This window comes from Spirosoma montaniterrae (assembly GCF_001988955.1).
GTDB classification, from domain to species: Bacteria; Bacteroidota; Bacteroidia; order Cytophagales; family Spirosomataceae; genus Spirosoma; species Spirosoma montaniterrae.
The window spans coordinates 4,961,020-4,983,105 of sequence record NZ_CP014263.1; the positions used below are offsets into that span (position 1 = coordinate 4,961,020).

Genomic DNA, 22,086 nt, shown 5'->3' on the forward strand with positions numbered 1-22,086 from the left:
CCTGATGAGGGTCAGAGCAAATTCAGGCGACTCATAAGTTCTGACTTGTTGGCCCGGCTAATAGGAATCACCTTGTTACTGATAACCAAGGTGTTCTCTTCGATGTCAACAATTTTTCCGAGGTGCACGATGAACGAGCGATGTACGCGCAAAAATTGCGTACCTAACTTTTCTTCAAGCGACTTCATTGTGGTATACACCACGTGCGTCTGACTACTGGTGAATATTTTGACATAATCACCCGTGTTTTCTACATACGAAATGGCATCGAACGGCAGGCGAATATAGCGGCCATCGGTTTTGATGTAAATTTCGGTACGACCGTCGGCCACTTCGGGCCGGTTTCGTGCGCTGAGTTCCAGCACCTTTTCGACCGCCACCTTAAACCGGGGCAGCGTGATGGGCTTTTTTAAGTAATCAGTTACCTGATACTGAAAGGCATCGAACGCATACTCGGTCTTGCTCGTAGTCAGCACCACATACGGAATGGCAGGTAGCTGCTCAAGCAAATCAAACCCCGACAGGCCGGGCATCTCAACGTCGAGCCAGATCAGGTCAACGCTTTGCTCGGTCAGAAAATCAAGTGCAGCCGTTGCATTATCAAATACCGACAATACATCCAGCGACTCCTGTTGTTCGCACAGCCGTTGCAACGACTTACGCGCCATCAATTCGTCTTCAACGATAATACAGGTCAAACTCATTCGATTAGGCTTGACTTAGCTTTTGTAGTTCTTTTTTCAATACTGGCAATTTTTCGTCAATATTTCTAATGATAGTAGAACAATAATGTTCTAAATCATCTGTTTCAACACCTTCCGATGCTTTTTTTTCTATCTGCCGCATGGCGTCTTCCAGCGTCGTTAGTCCTACCATGCCAAGTGTAGGTTTGAGCCGATGCGCCAAACGAGCCACAGCGGGCCAGCTTTTGGCCCGGCAAAGTTCTGGTAACTCGTTGAATTCTGGAAGTACATCGGTCAGGAAAGACTGAAACATATCGGCAGCATAGGCGGCATCGCTGCCATATAATTCTTCCAGCCGTTCCCGGTCAAGGCCGTTGTCAGACGCGTACTCGTCCTTCGATACGAGCGGTTCGGTAGGGGCGTATCGTTGTAGAATAGCCAGCAATTGGCCCGGCTCGAACGGTTTGGTCAGAAAGTCAGTCATACCTACCTCCATAGCCGAACTTTTATGATCGAGCATAGCCGAAGCTGTCAGGGCCACAATAGGTACATGCTGATTTGGATTGTGCGTACTCCGAATGGCGACGGTGGCCTCGTAGCCGTCCATGATCGGCATCTGAATATCCATCAGAATCAAATCGAAAGGTTGCGTTTTAGCCACTTCAACAGCCTTCTTTCCATCTAAGGCTAATGTGTACGGAATTTTCCACTTGGTTAGCAAACTACCTATGTACTTTTGGTTCATAAGGTTGTCTTCTACCACCAGTACCCGGCAAACGGGCAGCGCATCGGCTACCTGCGCCAGTTTGTATTCGGGGCTGTTTTTGGGGTCGGGCAGCGTGTTGGCACGAGCGTAGGGTAAGGTAAACGTAAACGTGCTTCCCTGCCCAGACCGGCTTTTAACCGAAATTGTACCTCCCTGAAGCTCAACTAATTCTTTGGTGATTGCCAGCCCTAAGCCAGTGCCTTTGTGTTTGTGTCCCTGCGGGTTCACCTGCTTGAATTTCTGGAATACCAATCCCAGCTTCTCTGCCGGTATGCCAATACCGGTGTCGGCCACGGCAAACTCGATCCAGCACGTGTTTTCTTCTTCTTTGCGAACACGGGCCGTAATCTCGATGCTGCCTTCTTCGGTAAACTTTTCGGCATTGCCCACCAGATTGAGCAGAATCTGGTTCAACATCACATCGTCGCCTACGAAGTCGCCCGTTACGCGGGCGTCGAGCATCACGTCGATGGTAATTGGTCGTTGTTCAAGTTTCATCTCGAACACCTTCTGAGTGGCCCGCAGGAGGCCGCTCAAGTCGAAAACGCGGGGGTGAACTTCCACCCGGCCCGCTTCTATCTTAGTCATATCCAACAGGTCAGAAATCAGGCTATGCAAAAAATCGGCTGACGTTTTAAGAATGTCGATATACTCACGCTGTTGCCGCGATGGCTGCGTATCGAACAACAAATGCGACATACCAATGATGGCATTCAGGGGCGTTCGTATTTCGTGGCTCATGTTTGCCAGAAATTGTTTTTCGGCCTGACGGGCTTCTTCGGCAATGTGTTTGGCCGTTGCCAACTCTTCTTCGAGCTGTTTTCGTTCGGTCAGGTCGTAATGAATACCCATTGAGCCAACCTGTACGCCGGTTTCGTCGCTGATGGGTACGCCACTGATGAGCACCCAGATACGCTCGCCATTCTTGCGAATCAATTGTAGTTCATACGAACTGGCAATACCCAGCATCCGCTGCTGCTGCTGCCGTTCGAGCACGTCGGCAAACTCGTTGGGAATCAGCAGTTCAGCAGCATTTTTACCAATCAGTTCGTCTTCCGTGTAGCCCATCATACGGCAGAACCGTTCGTAGGCCCGCACCACTTTCTGCTCATTATCGACTTCAAGCAGGCCGAGTTCCATGTTATTCATGATACCCCGGTACTTCTCTTCACTCCGCCGAATTTGCTCGCGTGCGCGGTATTTTTCGGTAACGTCGGTATATCGCCACAGATGCCCTCTGTATTTCGCGTCTAAGAAAATGGGAATGTAGTCTAACTCGTAAATTTGCCCGTTACTCATGCTGATTTCCTCACCCACGCTGGTCTGACGCTCACGCAGCAGTTGGTCCATCCGGGCAACGAAAGCGTCAGGATGCACAAATAGGTGCTTGACTTCCTGGCGGGCCTGACCACAATCGTAACCCACTAATTCGGCAGGGCTGAGGGGAATCTGGAAGATGTCGCAGAATAGCTGATTTGCCAGCGTTACTTTACCATGTTCATCTTCTACCAAAACCCCCGACTGTAGATTGGTTATTAACGTTGCCAGCCGGATTTGAGTAGTCTGAAGAGCGATTTGGGCCTGTTTGCGGTCCGACACGTCGCGGGCAACGGCCACCATTTCGGCCACCTCATCGCCCGATTCGATTAGCCGAACTGTTTGCCCGATCCAGACCGAACGCCCGTTTTTAGCGATTACCGGAAACTCATGGTATGTGCTGTCGTGGCGGTTCTCCAGCATACCCTGGTAAAAATCGGCTAAGGGTTGCCGGTGTTCGGGAGTAACAAAATCAGTAAAGTGCTGCCCAATAATTTCGGATTCCGTATAACCCAATAATTTTTCAACCACCGGGCTAACAAAGGTGAAATACCCGGTTGGCGAAATTTTATAAATAATGTCCTGTACCGATTCAATGAGTTGCCGGTAGCGTTGATCACTTTCACGAAGTTCAGCTAACTTAGCCCGAATTTGTTGCTCCAGGTTTTCATTCAGGTGCAGAAGTTGCTCGTTGGCACTATGCAGTTGTTCGTTGGCATAGTACAGTTCGAGTGCTTTCGCTTCCAGAATAGCTTCGGCCTGCTGACGAGCCTGCCGCTCGCGGGCAAGCCTTCGTTTCAGTAAGTCAATGTTTTCCATACTGGCTCAGTCTTTCACAATATCGAACAGAACCACAGTGCCGTCGCTGGTCAGTTTTTTCTGAACCACAGTCGCCTTTTCGTTAAAATGGGTCAAACAGCCTTCAATCAGGCCATGCGCAAAGTCAGATAGTCGTCGTTCCGATTCGTATCGCATGGTAAGGTGGTTGGCGGCAGGCTGCTCAACAGTAAAATGAGGTAACTCAGCGTCAGGATATAGTTTTCTGACCTCAACGTGAATGTAATGATGCACCGAACTCAATAGTTCAAAGGCAGATGTTGCCCGCTCAACAAATGGGCGGTAACTGCGTGTAAAAGAAGCAAACATATATCGTCCGTACGTCCGAAGCAACTCTGGTACGGGTAGTCCTGTTTGTTGACTGAGATTGGTGACCAATGTTACCATCTCTCCGTGATCGTAAGTGCCTACGGCTGTATAAACGCCACCAGAAGCTAAAGATTCCTCACAAAGAAGAAGATCGACCAGCTCGTAACCAAACTTTTCTTCGACCATCTCCAGAAATTCAGTAAACACAATACCTTTCATGAAAAACCATTGGATTAAAATCGCACTAATTTATAAAAAAGCGGTAACATAATAGATTAGACAACAGATGAAAGTATATTTATCTATTGCGAATTCTGGCGAGTTTCACCAAAAAACGTGCAAAACATACGGTTCATCGAAATCTCAGGACCCTTTAGACGGAATTGATGCAGATTTGTATCATCAAAACGCACAGAAACAACAACGAATCTTAACCTCCTGCCCATACAACACAAATACAAGTCATGAAACTTACCCTAAACGACGAAGAAGTCATCCGGCAGTACTTGACCACCCGCCCTAACGACTGTTTTGAAACGCTTTACAACCGCTATGTGCAGAAGGTGTACAAACGGTGCTATTCCATCACAAAGGACTCGGAAAAGGCGCAGGATTTTACGCACGACATTTTTATTCGGATGTTCTCGCGGCTCGACCGCTTTCAGGAGCGTTCAACTTTTTCGACCTGGTTGTACTCAATTTCGTATAACTATTGCATGGATCAGCTTAAACTGACCAAGCGAAACCCCACCGTAACACTTGAAGAAGAATTAGACCATGAACCTTCTACGGCTTCCGACGAATCGGAAACGATGGAATATGGCCTTCAGCAACTGGCGCGGGCTATGAATGCGCTGGCTCCGCAGGAAGCGATGATTTTACGCCTGAAATATGAAGAAGGGCTTGACGTTCAGCAAATTGCTGCCAAACTCAACCTAAAAGACAGTGCCGTGAAAATGCGACTCAAACGCTCGCGTGACAAAGTGCGTCAGCTATGCGGCCCGTCGCTTTGGGGATAGGGAACCAATACGTCAAGCTACTTGTATATACATCTGTAAGCCATTTGCCGGGTTTACTCCTCAATCAATATTTGGCTTCATCAGCCCGCTGTTTTTTTCTGAATTTTCCTGCCACCCGGCAAATACAGCCCATTAGCGACTCACCGCCGACCCGGCAGGTTGAGTCGCTGATTTTTTTCTGAAATCGCCCCGAGAAAAGTATTTTTCAATCAGGCAGTACATCAGAATAAAAAAGTAACGGCTCCCCATCTCCTTGATTTTCAGTTTCGATTCGCCATACTTCCGGTTGGTCCAGCTATTCGGCACTACAGCGTAACTATAGCCCCGTACAATGGCCTTCAAAGGCAACTCAACCGTTAGATTAAAGTGTGGTGATAAAAAAGGCTTCACGCCTTCGATGGTTTCGCGCTTGTATAACTTGAAAGCGTTGGTGGTATCGTTGTAACTAATGCCCATTACAAGCCGCACAATGGCGTTGGCAATGCGGTTGATGAATTTCTTCAGGGGCGGGTAATCAATCACTTTCCCGTCGCGGCCCCACCGCGACCCAAATACGGCATCGACGTCGGTTTCGCGCATTTTGTTATAAAACCTCACCAAATCTTCGGGGTCGTCCGATAAATCGGCCATGAACACGGCCACACAATCGCCCGTGAAGCGTTCCAGCCCGTAGCGCACGGCATAGCCGAAACCGTTGGGGCCAGGGTTGGTGAAATAGGTCAGCGTTGGAATTTCGGTAGCTGCCAGTTCCTGCAGCACGCGCAGGGTGCCATCTTTGGAATTATCGTTGGTTACGCAGATTTCATGCTGAATCCCATGCTTCGCCAGCGTTTGGTATAACGCCCGCAAGGTAGGTGGCAGCGACTCTTCTTCGTTATATGCCGGAATAACAACGCTTAGTTTCATACGCAATGCGGGTGGAAACCCGCTTTTGACTCTAATTGTAAAAGAAAGATAGCAGTTTTTGATTTACATTCACTGCCGGTGTGGCATCAGCCGAATCGAACTATATAGTTTTCGCATTGGCTCCGGCAGCAAATAAGTCCAGACAACGTCTTTGGCTTTATCCCAGTCGGGTTGGGCCATATACAGATATTTGAGCGCAAGGCCAGCTCGCCGAAAGTAGCTTTGCTTATACTGTCGGGCATCGAGCATCATTCGGTAATACCGGGCAATGTTTCGGCGTAGCACACGGTCGTACTTATAATCGAGTTCGCGGTTGATGTCGGTATACATCTGGATGCGGTTCCGCAGAAAAGTCTCGTCGAAGTAATTGTCAGCGTAACTGGCCCCGCCCCGGTTTTTCCGATACACCGACATCACGTCGGGAATATAGCCAATCTTACCCAGTTTTGCTTTCAGAATCAGGCGCGGAATATCACCACTCGACGATTCGCGGAACCAGGTTGGATACTCGCTGATGTTGTTGCGGTACATGGTGCTCGACGTTGCCATGAACCAGATTTCATCTTCGCCGATCAGGTCATCGACCGTATAATACGGCTTCATGTCCGGCCCATTGAGCAGGTGCGAAGGCGTACCGTCTTCATAGGTAATAACGGCATTATGAAAAACCGTTGAGTAATCCGGGTGAGCATCTAACAGGTCGGCCTGTTTCTGGAGCTTAAGCGAGTCGGTCCAGTAGTCATCGCCGTCCATCAGGGCGTAGTACTCGCCTTTGGCGCGTTTAAGCGTTTCGAGGAAGTTGATACCGCCGTTTTTGCCCATATTGTGCGGGTGCAGAACGCCAATTACCAAACCGGGATGCGCCCGCTCATACTCCTGAATGATTTCACGCGTACCATCCGACGAAAAATCATCACCCACCAAAATCTCTATCGGGAACGTCGTTTGCTGCGCAAGGGCACTATCAATCGCTTTGCGAATAAACTTAGCCTGATTGTAGGTAATGATTAAAACGCTTACTTTCATTGTAAGAGGTTGTAAGTTGTAAGGTTGCAAGGTGTAAGGTTATGGCGGTACACCCTACCCCTTACAACCCTACAACTTATTTATGCGGTTACTTCTTTCGCCTGCACAATCTGCTCTTTCCAGCCCTGCGGCTCTTTATAGTCGGCGGGCGTTCCCCAGGGGTTATAAAACGGCAAAATTGCCACCCACCGACCGGCGGGGTCGTCCCAGCTAAAACGGTCGGCAAAGCTTGACGGGCTAACCCAGTGGGGCAGATCGTACCGGAACAGAATCATGTCGCCCATGTCCTGATAACCTTCTGTTTCAACGATATGGTCATTAATGACATAGCCCGTGCCGCCCGAATGGTAGTCCTGACCATATTGATTGAGAGCCAGAATCGTGCCTACTTTCTGCGGGTTCAGCGGGTGCCAGTGCCGTCCGAAGAAGCTGCCACCCAGCGGGTAATGCGTTACCTGCGGATGAAAATAGGGTTCACCCTTCCGAACGCCGTATGGCTCATTATTGCCCGTCAGTGAATTCCAGAATCGGCGCATAGGGTCGAAAACCTGGAGCAGGTTTTGTTGGGCTGGCTGTTCGAGGTCCAGAATGGCATCGAACGTATGGTCATGAAACAACTGCGGAGCCTGCTGAATTTTAGCAATGTGCAGTCGTTGTTTATGCTGGTTATTGTCGAACGTATCAGGCCCTTCGGCTAAGGGCGTTTTGGCGGCCCAGGCGCGGGTCGTCTCAATTACGTTGCGAAGTACGGCTTCGGGAATGCCGGTTTTGATAATCACGATGTTTGGCTCATTGACCAAACGCATCACCTCTTCGGGCGAAATTTCAGGAACGATCTGTCCGTCTTTAAATTCGGCGTTAACCTTGATGAGATACTTGGCTACTTCCTGCATACGATTATGTGGCAATTTGTGGCAAGTTAGACTCCTGTCCGGGCGAAAGCCACGTTGCGAGGGCTTTCTTACTGAGCGGAAACGTACAAAATTAAGGCATCTGCCCCAGTTAACACGCTGATCTTACTCAGGGTTTCATCTGATTTGTGGCATAGCCGAAGCCCGACGCCCCGAACCCGTTGCCATTATACAGCATTACCCACTGATTGCGGTGCGGGAAAATGTGACAATAATCCATCATGAGCGAGTCCCAGCCGTCTGCCGAGCGTTCGATGCCCGCCCGGTCGTCGTGGCGTTCCCAGTTGATGCCGTCTTTCGATTCGGCATAACCAATCCGGTAGCTGCGCTGCACGTCGGTGCGGTAATTGATGGCGTTCCGATACGAGAAGTACATTTTGTACAGCTCCCCGTCTTTATACACCGTTGGCCGGCCAATGGCGTCTGTAAATTCGTCATAACCCACACAAACGTGGCCCGTGCGTTCCCAGCGGATACCGTCCTGCGATTCAGCGTATTTTACGTCGTAAAATGGTTCGGGATGACCGTTGATGACCTCTATTTTTGTACACGACAAGTACCACATTCGCCACGAGTTACCCTCACGTATCACGCATGGTTGCGCTACCCACACCTGATCGTAGATCGAGCGGTCGAGCAGGGGGCCGGTGAACTTGCGCTCGAAGGTTAACCCACCGTCGCGGCTGATAGCCAGGCCAATGCCAAGCCGATAGCTGGCGGTTTCGCTTTTATTCCAGCCTGTGTAGTACAGCCAGATTTCATCGTCCGAATCGTCGGACTGAACCGGCAAAAACCACGAAGGCATAGCTCCGGTTTCATCGAACATACCCACGGCTCCTTTCGTCAGGCAGGGTTTATCGTGAACATACAGCACCTTACTAAGATCGTCGGGGTCAAGTTCAACGAAAGAGGTTGCCGAGGAACTGTTTTCGTCGCGGGTGGCAAAATAGACCCGGAGTTTGTCGTCGAGCGGATACCCAAATGGCACCTGCGCGTGGGTGCGGCTGAACGCCTGCGAGCCATCGGGTTTATAGATCAGTCCTTGTTTTGTCCACATAGGATGTTATAGCTGGTTGCGGTCTTGAGATAATGGTGATTTTGCCCGGTCGTTCCGCACAAAAATGCGTGTGTCGTGCACCATGCCAACGTATTGATACTGAGACTTTATAAGCTCCTGAAGTGGTTTTACCAGTTCATGTCCCTGCGTAGCGCGGTCGGTCATCCAGAGGTTGTTTTTTCCTACGGCGTCGACAAAGACGGCTGGTTTTGAGCGCATCATATTGCGAACGTAGCGTTGCTGGTAGGTTGCCTGTAACGGATGCGCAAACGCGCTGCGAATGGTATGATTTTCGGCTACGCCCTGCGGCATTTGGGTTTGCACGTAATAGTCGCATCGCCAACCCCAAACGGCCAGTTTTTCGCCAGGTCTGGCATATTTTGCAATCTCTTTCGACACCGGCGACTGCTGAATGGCCCAACCACCCTGCCATTCGCTGACGTAGGTATTCATCGGCTGTTTCTGAGCAATGCGCAGGCCCATCTGCACACCAAACACGAGCAGAAAAATTGCCAGCAAACCCAGCGGCCACCAGTGCCGCCGATTTTGTGGAGTACTTTGCAGCAACACGTCCCATGCCCGTGCCAGCAGCAGCAGCAGTGGCCCTATCAGAAAAAACAGGTAATGCACATACTCCGAACCTGTGCGCGTAATCGAGAAAATCGTTGCAAGTACGAGCAACACAACAAACCCTATTTTCTGCCAGCCTGGGCTAACTACCCGCACCGCCCGACGCCGGGCCATCACAACCGCCACCATAACCACAGCCAGTACCAACGTCACAAACCAGCCGAATGCTTCGCCTTTCTGAAAAAAAGCAGGCAAACGCAGCAGGCTAAGCAATTGATTGGAATCGCTGGCATACTGGAAGTTACCAATGATGTAGAACGTTACAAAATCGTCGTACATGCCATTGAGCCACATAAAGCCAATGAAAAGTGCCGAGAAGGCAAGCCCCCCCACGGCCAGCGCAGCCAGACGAACAGTTTTTTCGATACTCGTCAGGCCCGACCCTGCCAACACAACCAATCCTGCAAATAGCCCAATCACGGCGGCAATTGGTACGCCCTGAAGTTTACCATAAGGAATCATTCCTAACAGAAAACCAATTAGAGCCAGCCGCCAGATGGGCGGGCGCGTTTCGGTAAGCAATACCGCGTATAGCAGCGTACTCCAGCCCAACAACACAATGGCGACCAACTCGCTGTTGTAGTGGAGAAAATCGCCATTTTGCGTTAGGCCAAGCATAAACACCAGCGGTAGCAGAGCCAACCGGGCGGGCGTTTCACCAAACCAGCGTTGCGCGGTCAGAAAAAATAGCCATAAACTGAGCGCAACTAAGGCATAGGCCGTCAGGTGGGCCGAAATAAAATCGAAGGGTAGACCAACGAACGTAGGCAGGATCAGAAAGTAGCTGTCTAAAGGCCCTCCCGTTGTGCCATCGACCGACCGGAAATAAACGGGGTCTTGCCGCAACGTGAGAGCCTGCGCAATCATCTGACTTTCATCAGGATTGACCTCATTGTTGTAGACGATGCTGGGCAATCGGAGCAGAAACAGCAGACCAAGTGCGGCCACGGCAAATGCCGGACGGCTAAGCCGAAGCTGCACCGTTACCCACCCCAAAAGCCAGCATAAACCGTAAACAATCAGCCAGTAAATAAACGGGTTAGAATCGAACCGGAGCATAAGAATACCCGGACGCTTATTTAGCTACGGCCAGACGGGCTACCATGCTGTCGTGAATCTGCACCATCGTCGCCTTCAGATCATACGTCCACCACCAGCCCGGATAGTGGGCCTGGAACTTGCTCAGATCCGAGATGTACCAGATGTGATCCCCACTCCGGTTGGTCTCACTGTACTGGTAGTTCATCACGTTGCCCGAAATCTCTTCGCACAACCCGATGGCCTCCAGCATCGAGCAGTTGGCATACCGGCCACCACCCGCATTGTAGACTTCGCCCGCTCGGGGGTTCTGATAGAAATGCCAGAACATATTTACCAGGTCCCAACTGTGGATGTTGTCCCGCACCTGCTTGCCCTTGTAGCCAAAGATCGTGTATTGGGTGCCGGTGATGGCACACTTCATCAGATAACTCAGAAAGCCGTGCAACTGCGCCCCCGAATGGTTGGGGCCCGTCAGGCAGCCCCCCCGGAAAACGCCCGTCTTCATGCCAAAGTAGCGGCCATACTCCTGGACCATGATGTCGGCGGCTACTTTGCTGGCCCCGAAGATGGAGTGCTTGGTATGGTCCAGACTCATGTGTTCATCGATGCCGTGTTCAAAGTAGGCATGGGTCTGCTCGATTTCCCAGCGGGTATCGGTCTCGATGAGGGGCAGGAAGTTGGGATTGTCACCGTAGACTTTGTTGGTGGAGGTGAAGATGAAGACGGCTTCGGGGCAGTGCAGGCGGGTCATCTCCAGGAGGTTAAGCGTGCCGACGGCATTGACGCCAAAGTCGGTGAAGGGTTCGCGGGCGGCCCAGTCGTGGGAGGGCTGGGCCGCGGTGTGGAGGATGAGCTTGATGTCGGTTCCGAACTCCTGGAAGATGGTCTGGAGCTGGGGCACCTCGCGGATGTCGGCGGTGCGGTGGTGGTAGTTGGGGAAGGCGTCGGCGAGTCGGTTTCGGTTCCAGTCGGTGGAGCCGTCGGGTCCGAAGAAGTACTGACGCATGTTGTTGTCGATGCCGACGACGAGGTCGAATTTATCGGCGAAAAAGGCGACGGCTTCACTGCCGATGAGGCCCGCCGAACCCGTAACTAATGCAATATTCATAGTGTTTTCAGCGCGTATAGCGGCTTCGTTAACCGAAAAGTACTACTTATGAGGTTGTATTCCAGAACAAAGTAACGGAAATTTTCGCAGTTGTCGGTGCCGACAGACTACAGACCTGCGTAGTATTTTCGTAAATGGTTAAAGCACATTCAGCCTATACTTTAGATAGGTCTGTGCCAGCAGCGCAAATTTTTGCGGGTTTGGCACCCGGATGCGCTGGCTCTGGATAATGGAAGGCGGCAATTGTTTGATTTTATTGAAGAGCGTCTGATAGTACGTATAAGCCAGATATACGCCCATGCGGGCACCGCGAGGCAGGTTCATGATACCGATGTACGCTTCATCGAAATCGCGTTGAATATCTTCTTCGATACGTGTTTTGGCATCTGGGCCAAATTCAGAAAAATCGACGCCGGGGAAATAAGTGCGGCCCCGGTCTTCATAATCACTTTTAAGATCACGCAAAAAATTTACTTTCTGGAAAGCCGCGCCGAGTTTGCGGGCCGGTTCGCGCAGGTGATCGAACTGAGTGCAGTCACCTTCACAAAATACGCGCAGACACATCAGACCCACCACTTCTGCCGAACCATAAATATATTCGTTGTAGCCATCATCACTGTATGATTGCTCATACAAATCCATCTCCATGCTATGCAGAAAAGCATCGATAAGCTCGCGCTCAATCTTGTATTCGCGTACCACCAACTGAAACGATTGTAACACCGGATTCAGGCTAATGCCTTCTTCTATAGCCTGATACGTGTCGTGGCGGAAACGGGTAAGCAGCGTTTTTTTGTCGAAGTCGTGGAAGGTGTCCACAATTTCGTCGGCATAGCGAACAAACCCATAAATGGCGTAGATGGGCAGGTGAAATTTGCGGTCGAGGGTTTTGATCCCCAACGTAAACGACGTACTGTAATGCTCCGTGATTAATTTACTGCATTCCAGTGCGGTCTTATTGAACAACGCCATCATAGGGTTTTACGGAGAAAAGAATAGAGGAAAGTGGTAAGATGCAAAAAATTAAGCAAACTCCTTCACCACTTCATCAGCCACAACCAACCCCGAAATAAGTGACGGCGGTACACCCGGCCCCGGAACCGTGAGCTGACCCGTGTAGAACAGATTGTTCACTTTTTTGTTTTTCAGAGCCGGTTTCAGCAAAGCTGTTTGTCTAAGCGTATTTGCCAGTCCATACGCATTACCCCGAAAGGCGTTATAGTCACTCTTGAAGTCGCGGTGGGCGTAACTGCGTTTATACACTACATGGCTCCGAACGTCTTCACCCACGTAAGCTTCCAGACGCTCCATAATCATATGGTAGTACCGTTCGCGGGTAGTTTCGTCGTCGGCCAGATCGGGTGCGACGGGGATAAGCAGAAACAGGTTTTCGCAGCCATCGGGGGCTACGCTGGGATCGGTTTTCGACGGAGCCGACGCATAGAACAGCGGCTTGGTAGGCCACTGCGGGTCTTCGTAGATTTCGTGCGCGTGCTGTTTGAAATCTTCATCGAAAAACAAATTATGGTGTCGCAGCCGGGGAACGCGTTTGTTCACACCCAGATAAAACAGGAGCGATGAGGGAGCCATAACGCGCTTTTTCCAGTACGCGTCGTCATAATTACGATTTGCCGGGTCAACTAAGGCTGTTTCTACGTGATTATAATCAGCACCGGCCACAACCACGTCGGATTCAAAAACACCTTTGTCAGTTACCACACGACGGGCAGTTCCCTCCGTAACGTCGATTTTCTGAACGGTCTGATTGAGCAGAATCTTAACGCCTTTCTCCTCCGCCAAACTTACCATGCCCTTCACAATCTGATGCATGCCGCCCATTGGATACCACGTACCCATCGCCATTTCGGCATAGTTCATCAAACTATACATGGCAGGCGTATTTTCTGGTGTAGCACCCAGGAATAACACCGGAAACTCCACAATTTCGAGCAGACGCGGATGTGTGAAAAATTTGCGGGCGTGGGATGCGAACGACTGAAACACGTCTAAGCGCGTGACATCGTACAACAGTTTCAGGCTCAGAAACTCCGTAACCGAACGGCTGGGCTTCCAGACGAAGTTATTCATGCCCACGTCGTATTTGTACGACGCCTGATTCAGAAAATCGCGCAGCCGTGGGCTGCTGCCGGGTTCAAACTGCTCGAAAAGTTTTTCCAGATTGCTCAGACCAGCCGGAAGGTCGACGGCCTCGCTGGGGCTGAACACAACCGAGTAGGAAGGGTCGAGCCGAACAAGATCGTAGTAATCAGCGGGTTTTTTACCGAAGCGGGCAAAGTACGACTCGAATACGTCGGGCATCCAATACCAGCTTGGCCCCATATCGAACGTGAAGCCATTCGCTTCAAACACCCGTGCCCGACCGCCGGGCATACTATTTTTCTCAAGGATGGTTACGTCGTAACCTTTGGAGGCAAGGCTGGTGGCAGCAGAAAGACCCGCAAAACCAGCCCCAATCACAAGAACGCGCTTTGGCATCGGTGGTTTTTGAAATAGGTGACGATCAAAGCTTAGAGCGGTTGTAAACAGCCAATGGCTATGAATTTTAATCGTCAAACTACTTTTTTAACCACGAAAAGTAAAAAAAGTTGGACGGAATCCATCCAACTTTTCTGAACCTTCCTCTTTTTTAACCAAAAACTACTCAATCAATACACCTTAGACGGAGTGTATCGAGAAAAGTATCGCTTACGCATTAAAATAAGCGTAAACTTTTAGCTGGTCTTTCAATTCTTTGCGAGCTATGTGGATACGGTTTTTGACCGTACCGATGGGAATATCCAGCTTCGCTGCGATTTCGTGGTACTTGAAGCCCCGGAAATGCATCATGAACGGGGTTCGGTATGTATCGTCCAGGCTGTTTACGGCCCGGTTAATGTCGTCTTGGGCGAACGAAGAGTACGCCAGATTTTCGGTGCTGCTTTCCGTCGAGTTAATGTAGTGTAGGTTGTCGGTTGTGTCGATGAATGTGTTTTTCCGAACCATACGCTGGTAGTTCGTGATGAAGGTGTTTTTCATGATCGTGTACAACCATGCCTTCAGGTTGGTGCCGTCGGTATATTTGTCCCGATTGGTGAAAGCTTTCAACAATGTATCCTGCAACAAATCATTAGCATCCTCTACATCTTTGGTTAACCGGAGAGCAAATGGGCGCAGTGATTTAGATACTTTGCCGATATGATTGGTGAATTCGAGCGCGGTCATGGTTGTTTAAGAGTTTTATTTGTTGAATCAAATCTACACAGCTATTAAACAAATAAGCAACCACTCTTTGCAAATTTTTTTGACCTTTCTCAAAAAACAGCCTAAACAAGTCAGAAACAGGCATTTGAAAACATTAAAATTTCAAAAACAGAGACTATACGTTGCCCCCAAATAAGTGTGGAGTGTGGAATTTATCCCCCAATTTGTGGAATGTGGGGTGTAGAACTTGTTTAACATTCGGCTTTTTATCTTAAACAAAGTACACCCTGTTATTCGGCTAAACCAAACCTTCTCGCAATAAATCGTGTAGATGAACGAAGCCTTTCACCTGTTTTTGGTCAGCTACAACCAATTGAGAAATGTTCTTTTCCTGCATCAGCCGTAATGCCTCCACTGCATAATCGTCGGGGCTGATACAAACGGGTGTGGGCGTCATAACGTCCTGCGCATGAAGTTCCCAGAACGCGTTGTGCTGATAAGCCATGCGCCGAATGTCGCCATCGGTAATGATGCCTGCCAGCAAGCCAGCCTGATCAACAACCGCCGTAGCTCCCAGCCGATTAGCTGAGATGGTAAAAATAACATCGCGAACCATTGCGTCGGGAGATACACAGGGGCAGGCGTTGTGCGGAAAAATATCGACTACCTTTAAGTACAACTTCTTGCCTAATGAGCCGCCAGGGTGATAACGGGCAAAATCCTGCCGGGTGAAGCCGCGTGCGTCGAGCAAACTAACAGCCAGCGCGTCGCCGAGGGCCAGAGCCACGGTAGTACTGGTTGTGGGAGCCAGATTGAGCGGGTCGGCCTCGCGTTCGGCGTGGGCCAGCAACACAAAGTCGGCATGACGGGCCAGATACGATTTGCGGTCGCTGACGAGCGCAATCAGTGGCACCTCAGCCCGTTTCAGCAGTGGCACTAATGCCTTAATTTCAGCGGTGTTGCCGCTTTTGGAGATAGCCATCACCACATCATTGTGCTGAATCATGCCGAGGTCGCCGTGAATGGCGTCGGCAGCGTGCATAAACAACGCCGGTGTACCGGTCGAATTGAGCGTGGCTACGATTTTCTGACCGATAAGTGCGCTTTTGCCAACCCCCGTCACCACCAGACGACCCGCGCAGGCCAGCAGGGTATCGACGGCATCGTCAAATTGCTCGTCGAGTTGAGCAATGGCGTTTTGAATGGCCTCAGCTTCGGCCTGAAGTACCGAGCGGGCAATACTTTGATGATTTTTTGCTACTTTCAAGGCTTCTGTTCGCGAAGAAGAAAAAGAATGGTGTTATATTCGCTTACGTTTGTAATGCAAAGATACGGTAAGCCTGATTGTGTAAAGTAACTTTTGTACGTTTTATAGAATGATGCAGGTTGATCAGACGGTCTATGAGACCCTCAAAGAACGGCTTAAAGAGATTTTTGGATTCAGTCAGTTTCGGGGTGATCAGGAGGCCATTATTCACAGTATTCTATCGGGCCGCAACACGTTTGTGATTATGCCCACAGGTGCTGGTAAATCGCTTTGTTATCAGTTACCTGCTATTGTCAACGACGGTACGGCCATCGTGATTTCGCCCCTGATTGCGCTGATGAAAAATCAGGTAGATCAGCTCAATGCGTTTGGCATCAATGCTCAGTTTCTGAATTCAACCCTGTCTAAGACCGAAATGAATAAGGTCAAAAAAGACACGCTGAACGGTTCGCTGAAACTGCTGTATATCGCCCCCGAATCGCTGACTAAAGAAGAAAATTTAGACTTTTTAAAGAAAGCCAATATTTCATTCGTAGCTATCGACGAAGCCCACTGTATCTCAGAATGGGGGCACGATTTCAGACCTGAGTATCGAAAAATTCGGGGTATTGTCGATAACATCGGCAACCTGCCGGTTATTGCCCTCACGGCCACAGCTACGCCCAAAGTGCAGTTGGATATTCAGAAAAACCTGCAAATGGAGGAGGCCAATCTGTACAAGACCTCGTTCAACCGCAAAAATCTGTACTACGAAATAAAGCCGAAGGTCGACGCCAAAAAGCAGTTGATCAAATACATCAAGCAGAACAAAGGCAAGTCGGGGATTGTGTATTGCCTGAGCCGCAAAACAGTCGAAGAAATTGCCGAACTGCTGCGCGTCAACGACGTTCGGGCACTGCCCTACCATGCCGGGCTTGACCCACAAACGCGCATGGCAAATCAGGACGCTTTCCTCAATGAAGATGCCGACGTTATCTGCGCTACCATTGCGTTCGGCATGGGTATCGACAAACCCGACGTCCGGTTCGTGATACACTACGACGCGCCCAAATCGCTCGAGGGCTACTATCAGGAAACAGGCCGCGCCGGTCGCGACGGGCTGGAGGGCAACTGCATTATGTTCTACAGTTACGACGACATTGTTAAGTTGGAGAAATTCAACAAAGACAAACCCGTAACGGAACGCGACAATGCCAGGCACCTGCTAACCGAAATGGTTTCTTACGCGAACCTCGGCACGTGTCGCCGACGGCAATTGCTGGGCTATTTCGGCGAATATTTAGATAAAGACTGCGGTTTTTGTGACAATTGCCTGAAACCGACCGAAAAAATAAAAGTACAGCAGGAGGTAGTGCTGGCACTGCGGACGGTGCTCCAAACCGATCAGCGGTTCGACGTGGCGCACCTCGCCGATGTGTTGACGGCAACCGGCAATCAGTACGTAACGAGCTACGAACACGACCGGCTCGACGTGTATGGCAAGGGAAAAGAGTTTAACGAAGACTGCGGCTGGTGGTGTTCGCTCATAAAACAGATCGCAATTCTCGGCTATCTTGAAAAAGACGTCGATAACTATGGCGTACTGAAGCTGACGCAGAAGGGTCTGAACTATATCGAAGACCCGTACCCTGTCACGCTCGCCAAAGACCACGACTACGATCAGCAGGTGGCCGACCAAACCACCGACGATGACAAAGATGCGTCGCCGACGTCGGGCGGAGCCGCTTACGATGAGGAGCTGCTTAGCCTGCTGAAAGCGTTGCGCAAGAAAATTGCCAAAGAAAAGAACCTGCCGCCTTACGTCATTTTCCAGGACCCATCTATGGAAGAGATGGCGACGACGTACCCCACTACGCGCGAAGAAATGGCGCAGATCAACGGGGTAGGTATGGGCAAGGTGCAGAAATTTGGTAAGCCCTTCATCGAGCTGATTGCCAAGTACGTTGAAGAAAATGAGATCGAAACCGATAAAGACGTCGTCGTTAAATCGACGGTCAACAAATCGAAAGTTAAAATCTTCATTATTCAGCAAATCGACCGTAAAGTTGATTTAGATGAGATTGCCGAGTCGAAATCGTTATCAATGGAAGACCTGATGGAAGAAATCGAGCACATCTGCTACTCTGGTACGCGGCTAAATCTCGATTACTACATCAATCAGGTGATGGACGAAGACCGGCAGGACGAAATCTATGAATACTTCATGCGGGCCGAAACCGACAACATTGCCGTTGCCATGCGCGAATTCGGTGGCGACGATTTCACCGAACAGGACCTGCGCCTGATGCGTATCAAATTCCTCTCGGAAGTAGCAAACTGAGTGATGAATGATGAATGATGAGTGATGAGTGTTTTTTCAACTTGTTACTCATCGCTCATCGCTTATCACTCATCACTCAAAGAAATGAACATACTGATTCTTGGTTCGGGGGGGCGCGAACATGCATTTGCGTGGAAAATGGCCCAAAGCCCGCTTTGTGATACCCTTTTTGTTGCCCCCGGAAACGCCGGCACGACGCAGGTGGCTGTTAATCTGCCTATTGACTATAACGATTTCGACGGGGTAGCCGGAGCTATTCGCGCTCATGCTATCGACCTGCTGATTGTGGGACCGGAAGAGCCACTCGTGAAAGGCATTGTCGATTATTTGCGGCAACAGCCTGATTTGGCCGACCTGCGAATTGTTGGCCCCGATGCACAGGGGGCGCAACTCGAAGGCAGCAAAGATTTTTCCAAAGCGTTTATGCACCGATACGGCATTCCAACAGCCACGTCACGCACGTTCACACCCGACACGCTCACGGAGGGATTAGCCTATCTCGAAACGCATACACTTCCCATTGTACTCAAAGCCGATGGGCTTGCGGCTGGTAAAGGCGTTGTTATTGCCGAAACGCTGACCGAAGCGCAATCTACGCTGCACGATATGCTGGCTGGCGGTAAATTTGGCGATGCGGGCCGCAAAGTGGTGATTGAGCAGTTTCTGCGCGGAATTGAGTTGTCGGTGTTTGTGCTGAGCGATGGCACGAACTACAAAATTTTGCCCGAAGCCAAAGATTATAAACGCATCGGCGAGGGCGATACCGGTCCCAACACGGGTGGTATGGGTGCCGTTTCGCCAGTGGTGTTCGCCAATGAGTCGTTTCTGCGGAAGGTCGACGAAAAGGTGGTGAAGCCTACGTTGGCAGGTTTGCAGCAGGAAGGTATTCGCTATCAAGGTTTTATCTTTGTAGGTTTGATGAAAGTAAATGGCGAACCGTTCGTTATCGAGTATAATGCCCGCATGGGCGACCCCGAAACGGAAGTTGTTTTGCCGCGTATTCAGACTGATTTGGTCGAACTGATGGTGGCAACGGCAGATGGGGAATTAGACAAAATTACCTTGCAGATATCGGGGCAAACCGCCGTTACAACGGTGGTTGTATCGGGAGGATATCCCGATGCCTATGAGAAGGGCAAAGCTATTACAGAACTGGAGCGTCTGGACGATGTAACGGCTTTTCATGCCGGAACGCTGGCTCAGAACGGTCATATTTTGACCAACGGGGGGCGGGTGCTGGCCCTAACGGCACAGGCTAACTCGCTCGAAAACGCCGTTCGGAAGTCGCAGGAAGCGGCCCGGATGGTGCAATTCGACGGAAAACGATACCGCAAAGACATCGGGCTTGACCTGATTCGATACGCGGATTAACGATGAGAGATGAACGATAAGAGATGAGTAGTCGAGCCGCTCAGGTAAATGCTAAAACACTCATCGTTCATCACTTATCACTCATCACTATATAACTATGTCTTGTAAATCCTGTGCAACCGGTGGGTGCGGAACCCAACGTGGCGCGTCCGATGGTCAGAAAACGGCCACTGTCGGGTGTGGCAGCGGGGGGTGTAGCACCGGGGGCTGTAATAAACTGAATTCGTTCGACTGGCTGAGTGATATTGCCGTGCCGGGGATAAAACGATACGATGTCGTAGAGGTTAAGTTTAAAGGCGGGCGGAAAGAATACTACCGCAACGTGCATCAGCTTGACTTAACCACGGGCGATTATGTAGTCTGCGAAATGCAGTCGGGCTATCATATTGGGGCCGTGTCGATGCAGGGCGAATTGGTACGGTTGCAGGTGAAAAAACGGAGTGTCAAAATCAATGACGACACGAAAGTGATTCACCGCATTGCCACGCCGAAAGATATGGAACGGCACGAGCAGGCCATTCTGCGCGACCTGCCCGCGCTCTATCGTTCGCGCGAGATTGTGCGCGACCTGAAACTGAACATGAAACTCTCCGACGTTGAGTTTCAGTCGGATAACACGAAGGCTACCTTCTACTACTCGTCGGAGGAGCGCGTCGATTTTCGCGAGCTGATCAAGATGCTGGCGAGTGAATTTAAGGCCCGCATCGAGATGCGGCAGATTAGTCTGCGGCAGGAAGCGGGGCGTCTGGGCGGCATCGGCTCCTGCGGGCGCGAACTCTGCTGCTCGACCTGGCTTACTGATTTCAAAAACATCGCCACATCAGCGGCCCGCTATCAAAACCTGTCGCTCAACCCGGCCAAACTGTCGGGGCAGTGCGGGCGGCTGAAGTGCTGCCTGAACTACGAGTTGGATACGTACATGGACGCCCTGCGCGACATTCCAGCCATCGACAAACCGCTCGAAACGCAGAAAGGCCGGGCATGGCTGCAAAAAACCGACATCTTTCGTAAGCTGATGTGGTTTGGCTACAATTCCGAGAGTACGTGGCACTGCCTGCCCATTCCGCGCGTGCTGGAGATTGTGGAGTTGAATAAGCGCGGTGTAATTCCCGAATCGTTCGACGTGCTGACGCCAATTGGCGAAAAGGAAGCTGTTCCGATAGCCGCACTCAACAGCGACCTGCAAAAACTTGACGCCAAGTACGCTACAAAGAGTAGCAGCAAGAAGAAAAAGAAAAAATCGAAAGGCGGAGGTGGCGGAAATGCCAAACCCGCGCCGAATGGAACAGCGACTTAAAAATAAACAACCCCGGCTTGTGAAGGTCGGGGTTGTTGCGTCTAAAAATCACCCGTGTAAAACGGACTAAACACGTAGTAGCTGCTATCGCGTTTGGCCCGTTTCGGTGTAGTTTGAATGTATAAAATATAACGGCTTAGTCGGTTGGGGGTATTCGTAAGCCACTGCTTATAAGAACGCTCGCTTGTGTAGAGCCGGTCGACTTCCCGAATGTGAATAGTCTTGATGTCTGCCGGGGTTGCGTCGAGGCCGTTGATGTAAACGTCAATATCTTGCTGATAATCTGGTAGTAGGCTAAGATGATCGTCTTTGGTGCGTTCTACGAAAGCGCGTTTATCCTGAAAAAAGGTAGCTTCGAGCAACCGATTCATGGAAAAGGTATTGGCTTCACCAAACGGATTGTTTGTAATGGCAGACGCCATCAGAAATTGCTTCATGTCGCGCCGGTCTGCCGTGTTGGGCAAGGGTCGATGTGTAGTGCTGATTAATATTCGATGTCGGTCAGTGTCGGGTTGGCGGGATAGACTGGCCCGTCTGCTGTACATAAAAAGTTCGGCTACTTCGTCAAATGTTAGCTGTTCTAACGCATTTATCGTGGCTTCCTTGCCGTTAATATACACTTTCGTTTGTTCGCCGGTCGGCAGTTCGAGGGCTAACCGATTGTTGCGGATGCATAAATAATTCGGAAACGCTGTAAAATTGCCTGCTTTTACCCTACGTCCGTTCATTACTAAAGTACGCTCACGGTTTGGGAAAGCGGACACTATATACCACTCTTCATCAGCATCCAGCTCGCGAACGTGCCGGCGCGTTGCATTGGTTGGCGCAATGGGTTCAATGCGTTTCAGACTAATTTTTTCGGCCTGTCGCTCGTGCTGACAGGCCAATAATATCAATCCGATGACGCCAAGCCACAGCCCATATCGCCCCCACACTAAACGGTTCGATTTTGCCTGATTCAGCATCGCGATGCGTTGCTTCAGGTTGGGGCTGCTGAATCGGTTAGTGAAGGTATACATA

General features: G+C 50.3%; 18 protein-coding genes. 4 read left to right on the top strand and 14 right to left on the bottom strand.

Annotation, left to right across the window (positions count from 1 at the left end; genetic code table 11):
* Window positions 1–11: 11 nt before the first annotated feature.
* From AWR27_RS21350 to AWR27_RS21360, 3 genes are read right to left on the bottom strand one after another with little or no spacing between them, the layout of a single operon-like run.
* Window positions 12–704, bottom strand: coding sequence for a LytR/AlgR family response regulator transcription factor (locus AWR27_RS21350; protein ID WP_077133058.1), 693 nt, complete (start codon window positions 702–704; stop codon window positions 12–14).
* 4 nt (window positions 705–708) lie between these two features.
* The gene (locus AWR27_RS21355; protein ID WP_077133059.1) at window positions 709–3,585 is read right to left on the bottom strand and encodes a PAS domain S-box protein; all 2,877 of its coding nucleotides are present in this window, start codon (window positions 3,583–3,585) and stop codon (window positions 709–711) included.
* A gap of 6 nt (window positions 3,586–3,591) precedes the next feature.
* Window positions 3,592–4,131, bottom strand: a complete 540-nt coding sequence (locus tag AWR27_RS21360) for a heme NO-binding domain-containing protein (RefSeq protein ID WP_077133060.1) — start codon at window positions 4,129–4,131, stop codon at window positions 3,592–3,594.
* Between the two features lie 245 nt (window positions 4,132–4,376).
* Between AWR27_RS21360 and AWR27_RS21365 the strand changes: the two genes are divergently transcribed.
* On the top strand, window positions 4,377–4,931 hold the full coding sequence (locus AWR27_RS21365) for an RNA polymerase sigma factor (protein WP_077133061.1): 555 nt from the start codon (window positions 4,377–4,379) through the stop codon (window positions 4,929–4,931).
* Window positions 4,932–5,063: 132 nt separating this feature from the next.
* Here the strand turns inward: AWR27_RS21365 and AWR27_RS21370 are convergent, their stop codons facing one another.
* From AWR27_RS21370 to AWR27_RS21415, 10 genes are all read right to left on the bottom strand, one after another.
* Window positions 5,064–5,837: a glycosyltransferase family 2 protein gene (locus AWR27_RS21370; RefSeq protein WP_077133062.1), complete on the bottom strand. Its 774-nt coding sequence runs from the start codon at window positions 5,835–5,837 to the stop codon at window positions 5,064–5,066.
* A gap of 69 nt (window positions 5,838–5,906) precedes the next feature.
* Complete coding sequence (locus tag AWR27_RS21375; RefSeq protein WP_077133063.1) at window positions 5,907–6,863, bottom strand: glycosyltransferase family 2 protein; 957 nt, start codon at window positions 6,861–6,863, stop codon at window positions 5,907–5,909.
* Between the two features lie 80 nt (window positions 6,864–6,943).
* Window positions 6,944–7,756 (bottom strand): hypothetical protein, encoded by an 813-nt coding sequence (locus AWR27_RS21380; protein WP_077133064.1) that lies wholly within the window; start codon window positions 7,754–7,756, stop codon window positions 6,944–6,946.
* 127 nt (window positions 7,757–7,883) lie between these two features.
* Window positions 7,884–8,831 carry a glycoside hydrolase family protein gene (locus tag AWR27_RS21385; RefSeq protein WP_077133065.1) on the bottom strand — a complete coding sequence of 316 codons (948 nt, stop codon included), beginning with the start codon at window positions 8,829–8,831 and terminating at the stop codon, window positions 7,884–7,886.
* 6 nt (window positions 8,832–8,837) lie between these two features.
* Window positions 8,838–10,520: a hypothetical protein gene (locus tag AWR27_RS21390; RefSeq protein ID WP_077133066.1), complete on the bottom strand. Its 1,683-nt coding sequence runs from the start codon at window positions 10,518–10,520 to the stop codon at window positions 8,838–8,840.
* 16 nt (window positions 10,521–10,536) lie between these two features.
* The gene (locus AWR27_RS21395) at window positions 10,537–11,610 is read right to left on the bottom strand and encodes an NAD-dependent epimerase/dehydratase family protein (RefSeq protein WP_077133067.1); all 1,074 of its coding nucleotides are present in this window, start codon (window positions 11,608–11,610) and stop codon (window positions 10,537–10,539) included.
* Window positions 11,611–11,748: 138 nt separating this feature from the next.
* A complete protein-coding gene (locus AWR27_RS21400; protein ID WP_077133068.1) occupies window positions 11,749–12,585 on the bottom strand; it encodes a phytoene/squalene synthase family protein in 837 nt (278 codons plus the stop codon).
* Window positions 12,586–12,633: 48 nt separating this feature from the next.
* On the bottom strand, window positions 12,634–14,106 hold the full coding sequence (locus AWR27_RS21405) for a phytoene desaturase family protein (protein ID WP_077133069.1): 1,473 nt from the start codon (window positions 14,104–14,106) through the stop codon (window positions 12,634–12,636).
* 210 nt (window positions 14,107–14,316) lie between these two features.
* Window positions 14,317–14,832 carry an RNA polymerase sigma factor gene (locus AWR27_RS21410; RefSeq protein ID WP_077133070.1) on the bottom strand — a complete coding sequence of 172 codons (516 nt, stop codon included), beginning with the start codon at window positions 14,830–14,832 and terminating at the stop codon, window positions 14,317–14,319.
* A 277-nt stretch (window positions 14,833–15,109) separates the two neighbouring features.
* The gene (locus AWR27_RS21415; protein WP_077133071.1) at window positions 15,110–16,078 is read right to left on the bottom strand and encodes a KpsF/GutQ family sugar-phosphate isomerase; all 969 of its coding nucleotides are present in this window, start codon (window positions 16,076–16,078) and stop codon (window positions 15,110–15,112) included.
* 109 nt (window positions 16,079–16,187) lie between these two features.
* Between AWR27_RS21415 and recQ the strand changes: the two genes are divergently transcribed.
* The 3 genes from recQ (at window position 16,188) to AWR27_RS21430 (ending at window position 21,066) form a co-directional block, all read left to right on the top strand.
* Complete coding sequence (recQ, locus tag AWR27_RS21420; RefSeq protein ID WP_077133072.1) at window positions 16,188–18,398, top strand: DNA helicase RecQ; 2,211 nt, start codon at window positions 16,188–16,190, stop codon at window positions 18,396–18,398.
* An 84-nt stretch (window positions 18,399–18,482) separates the two neighbouring features.
* A complete protein-coding gene (gene purD, locus AWR27_RS21425) occupies window positions 18,483–19,769 on the top strand; it encodes a phosphoribosylamine--glycine ligase (RefSeq protein ID WP_077133073.1) in 1,287 nt (428 codons plus the stop codon).
* Window positions 19,770–19,866: 97 nt separating this feature from the next.
* A complete protein-coding gene (locus tag AWR27_RS21430) occupies window positions 19,867–21,066 on the top strand; it encodes a PSP1 domain-containing protein (protein WP_232325896.1) in 1,200 nt (399 codons plus the stop codon).
* A gap of 41 nt (window positions 21,067–21,107) precedes the next feature.
* Here the strand turns inward: AWR27_RS21430 and AWR27_RS21435 are convergent, their stop codons facing one another.
* Window positions 21,108–22,085 carry a hypothetical protein gene (locus AWR27_RS21435; protein WP_077133074.1) on the bottom strand — a complete coding sequence of 326 codons (978 nt, stop codon included), beginning with the start codon at window positions 22,083–22,085 and terminating at the stop codon, window positions 21,108–21,110.
* Window position 22,086: the final 1 nt, after the last annotated feature.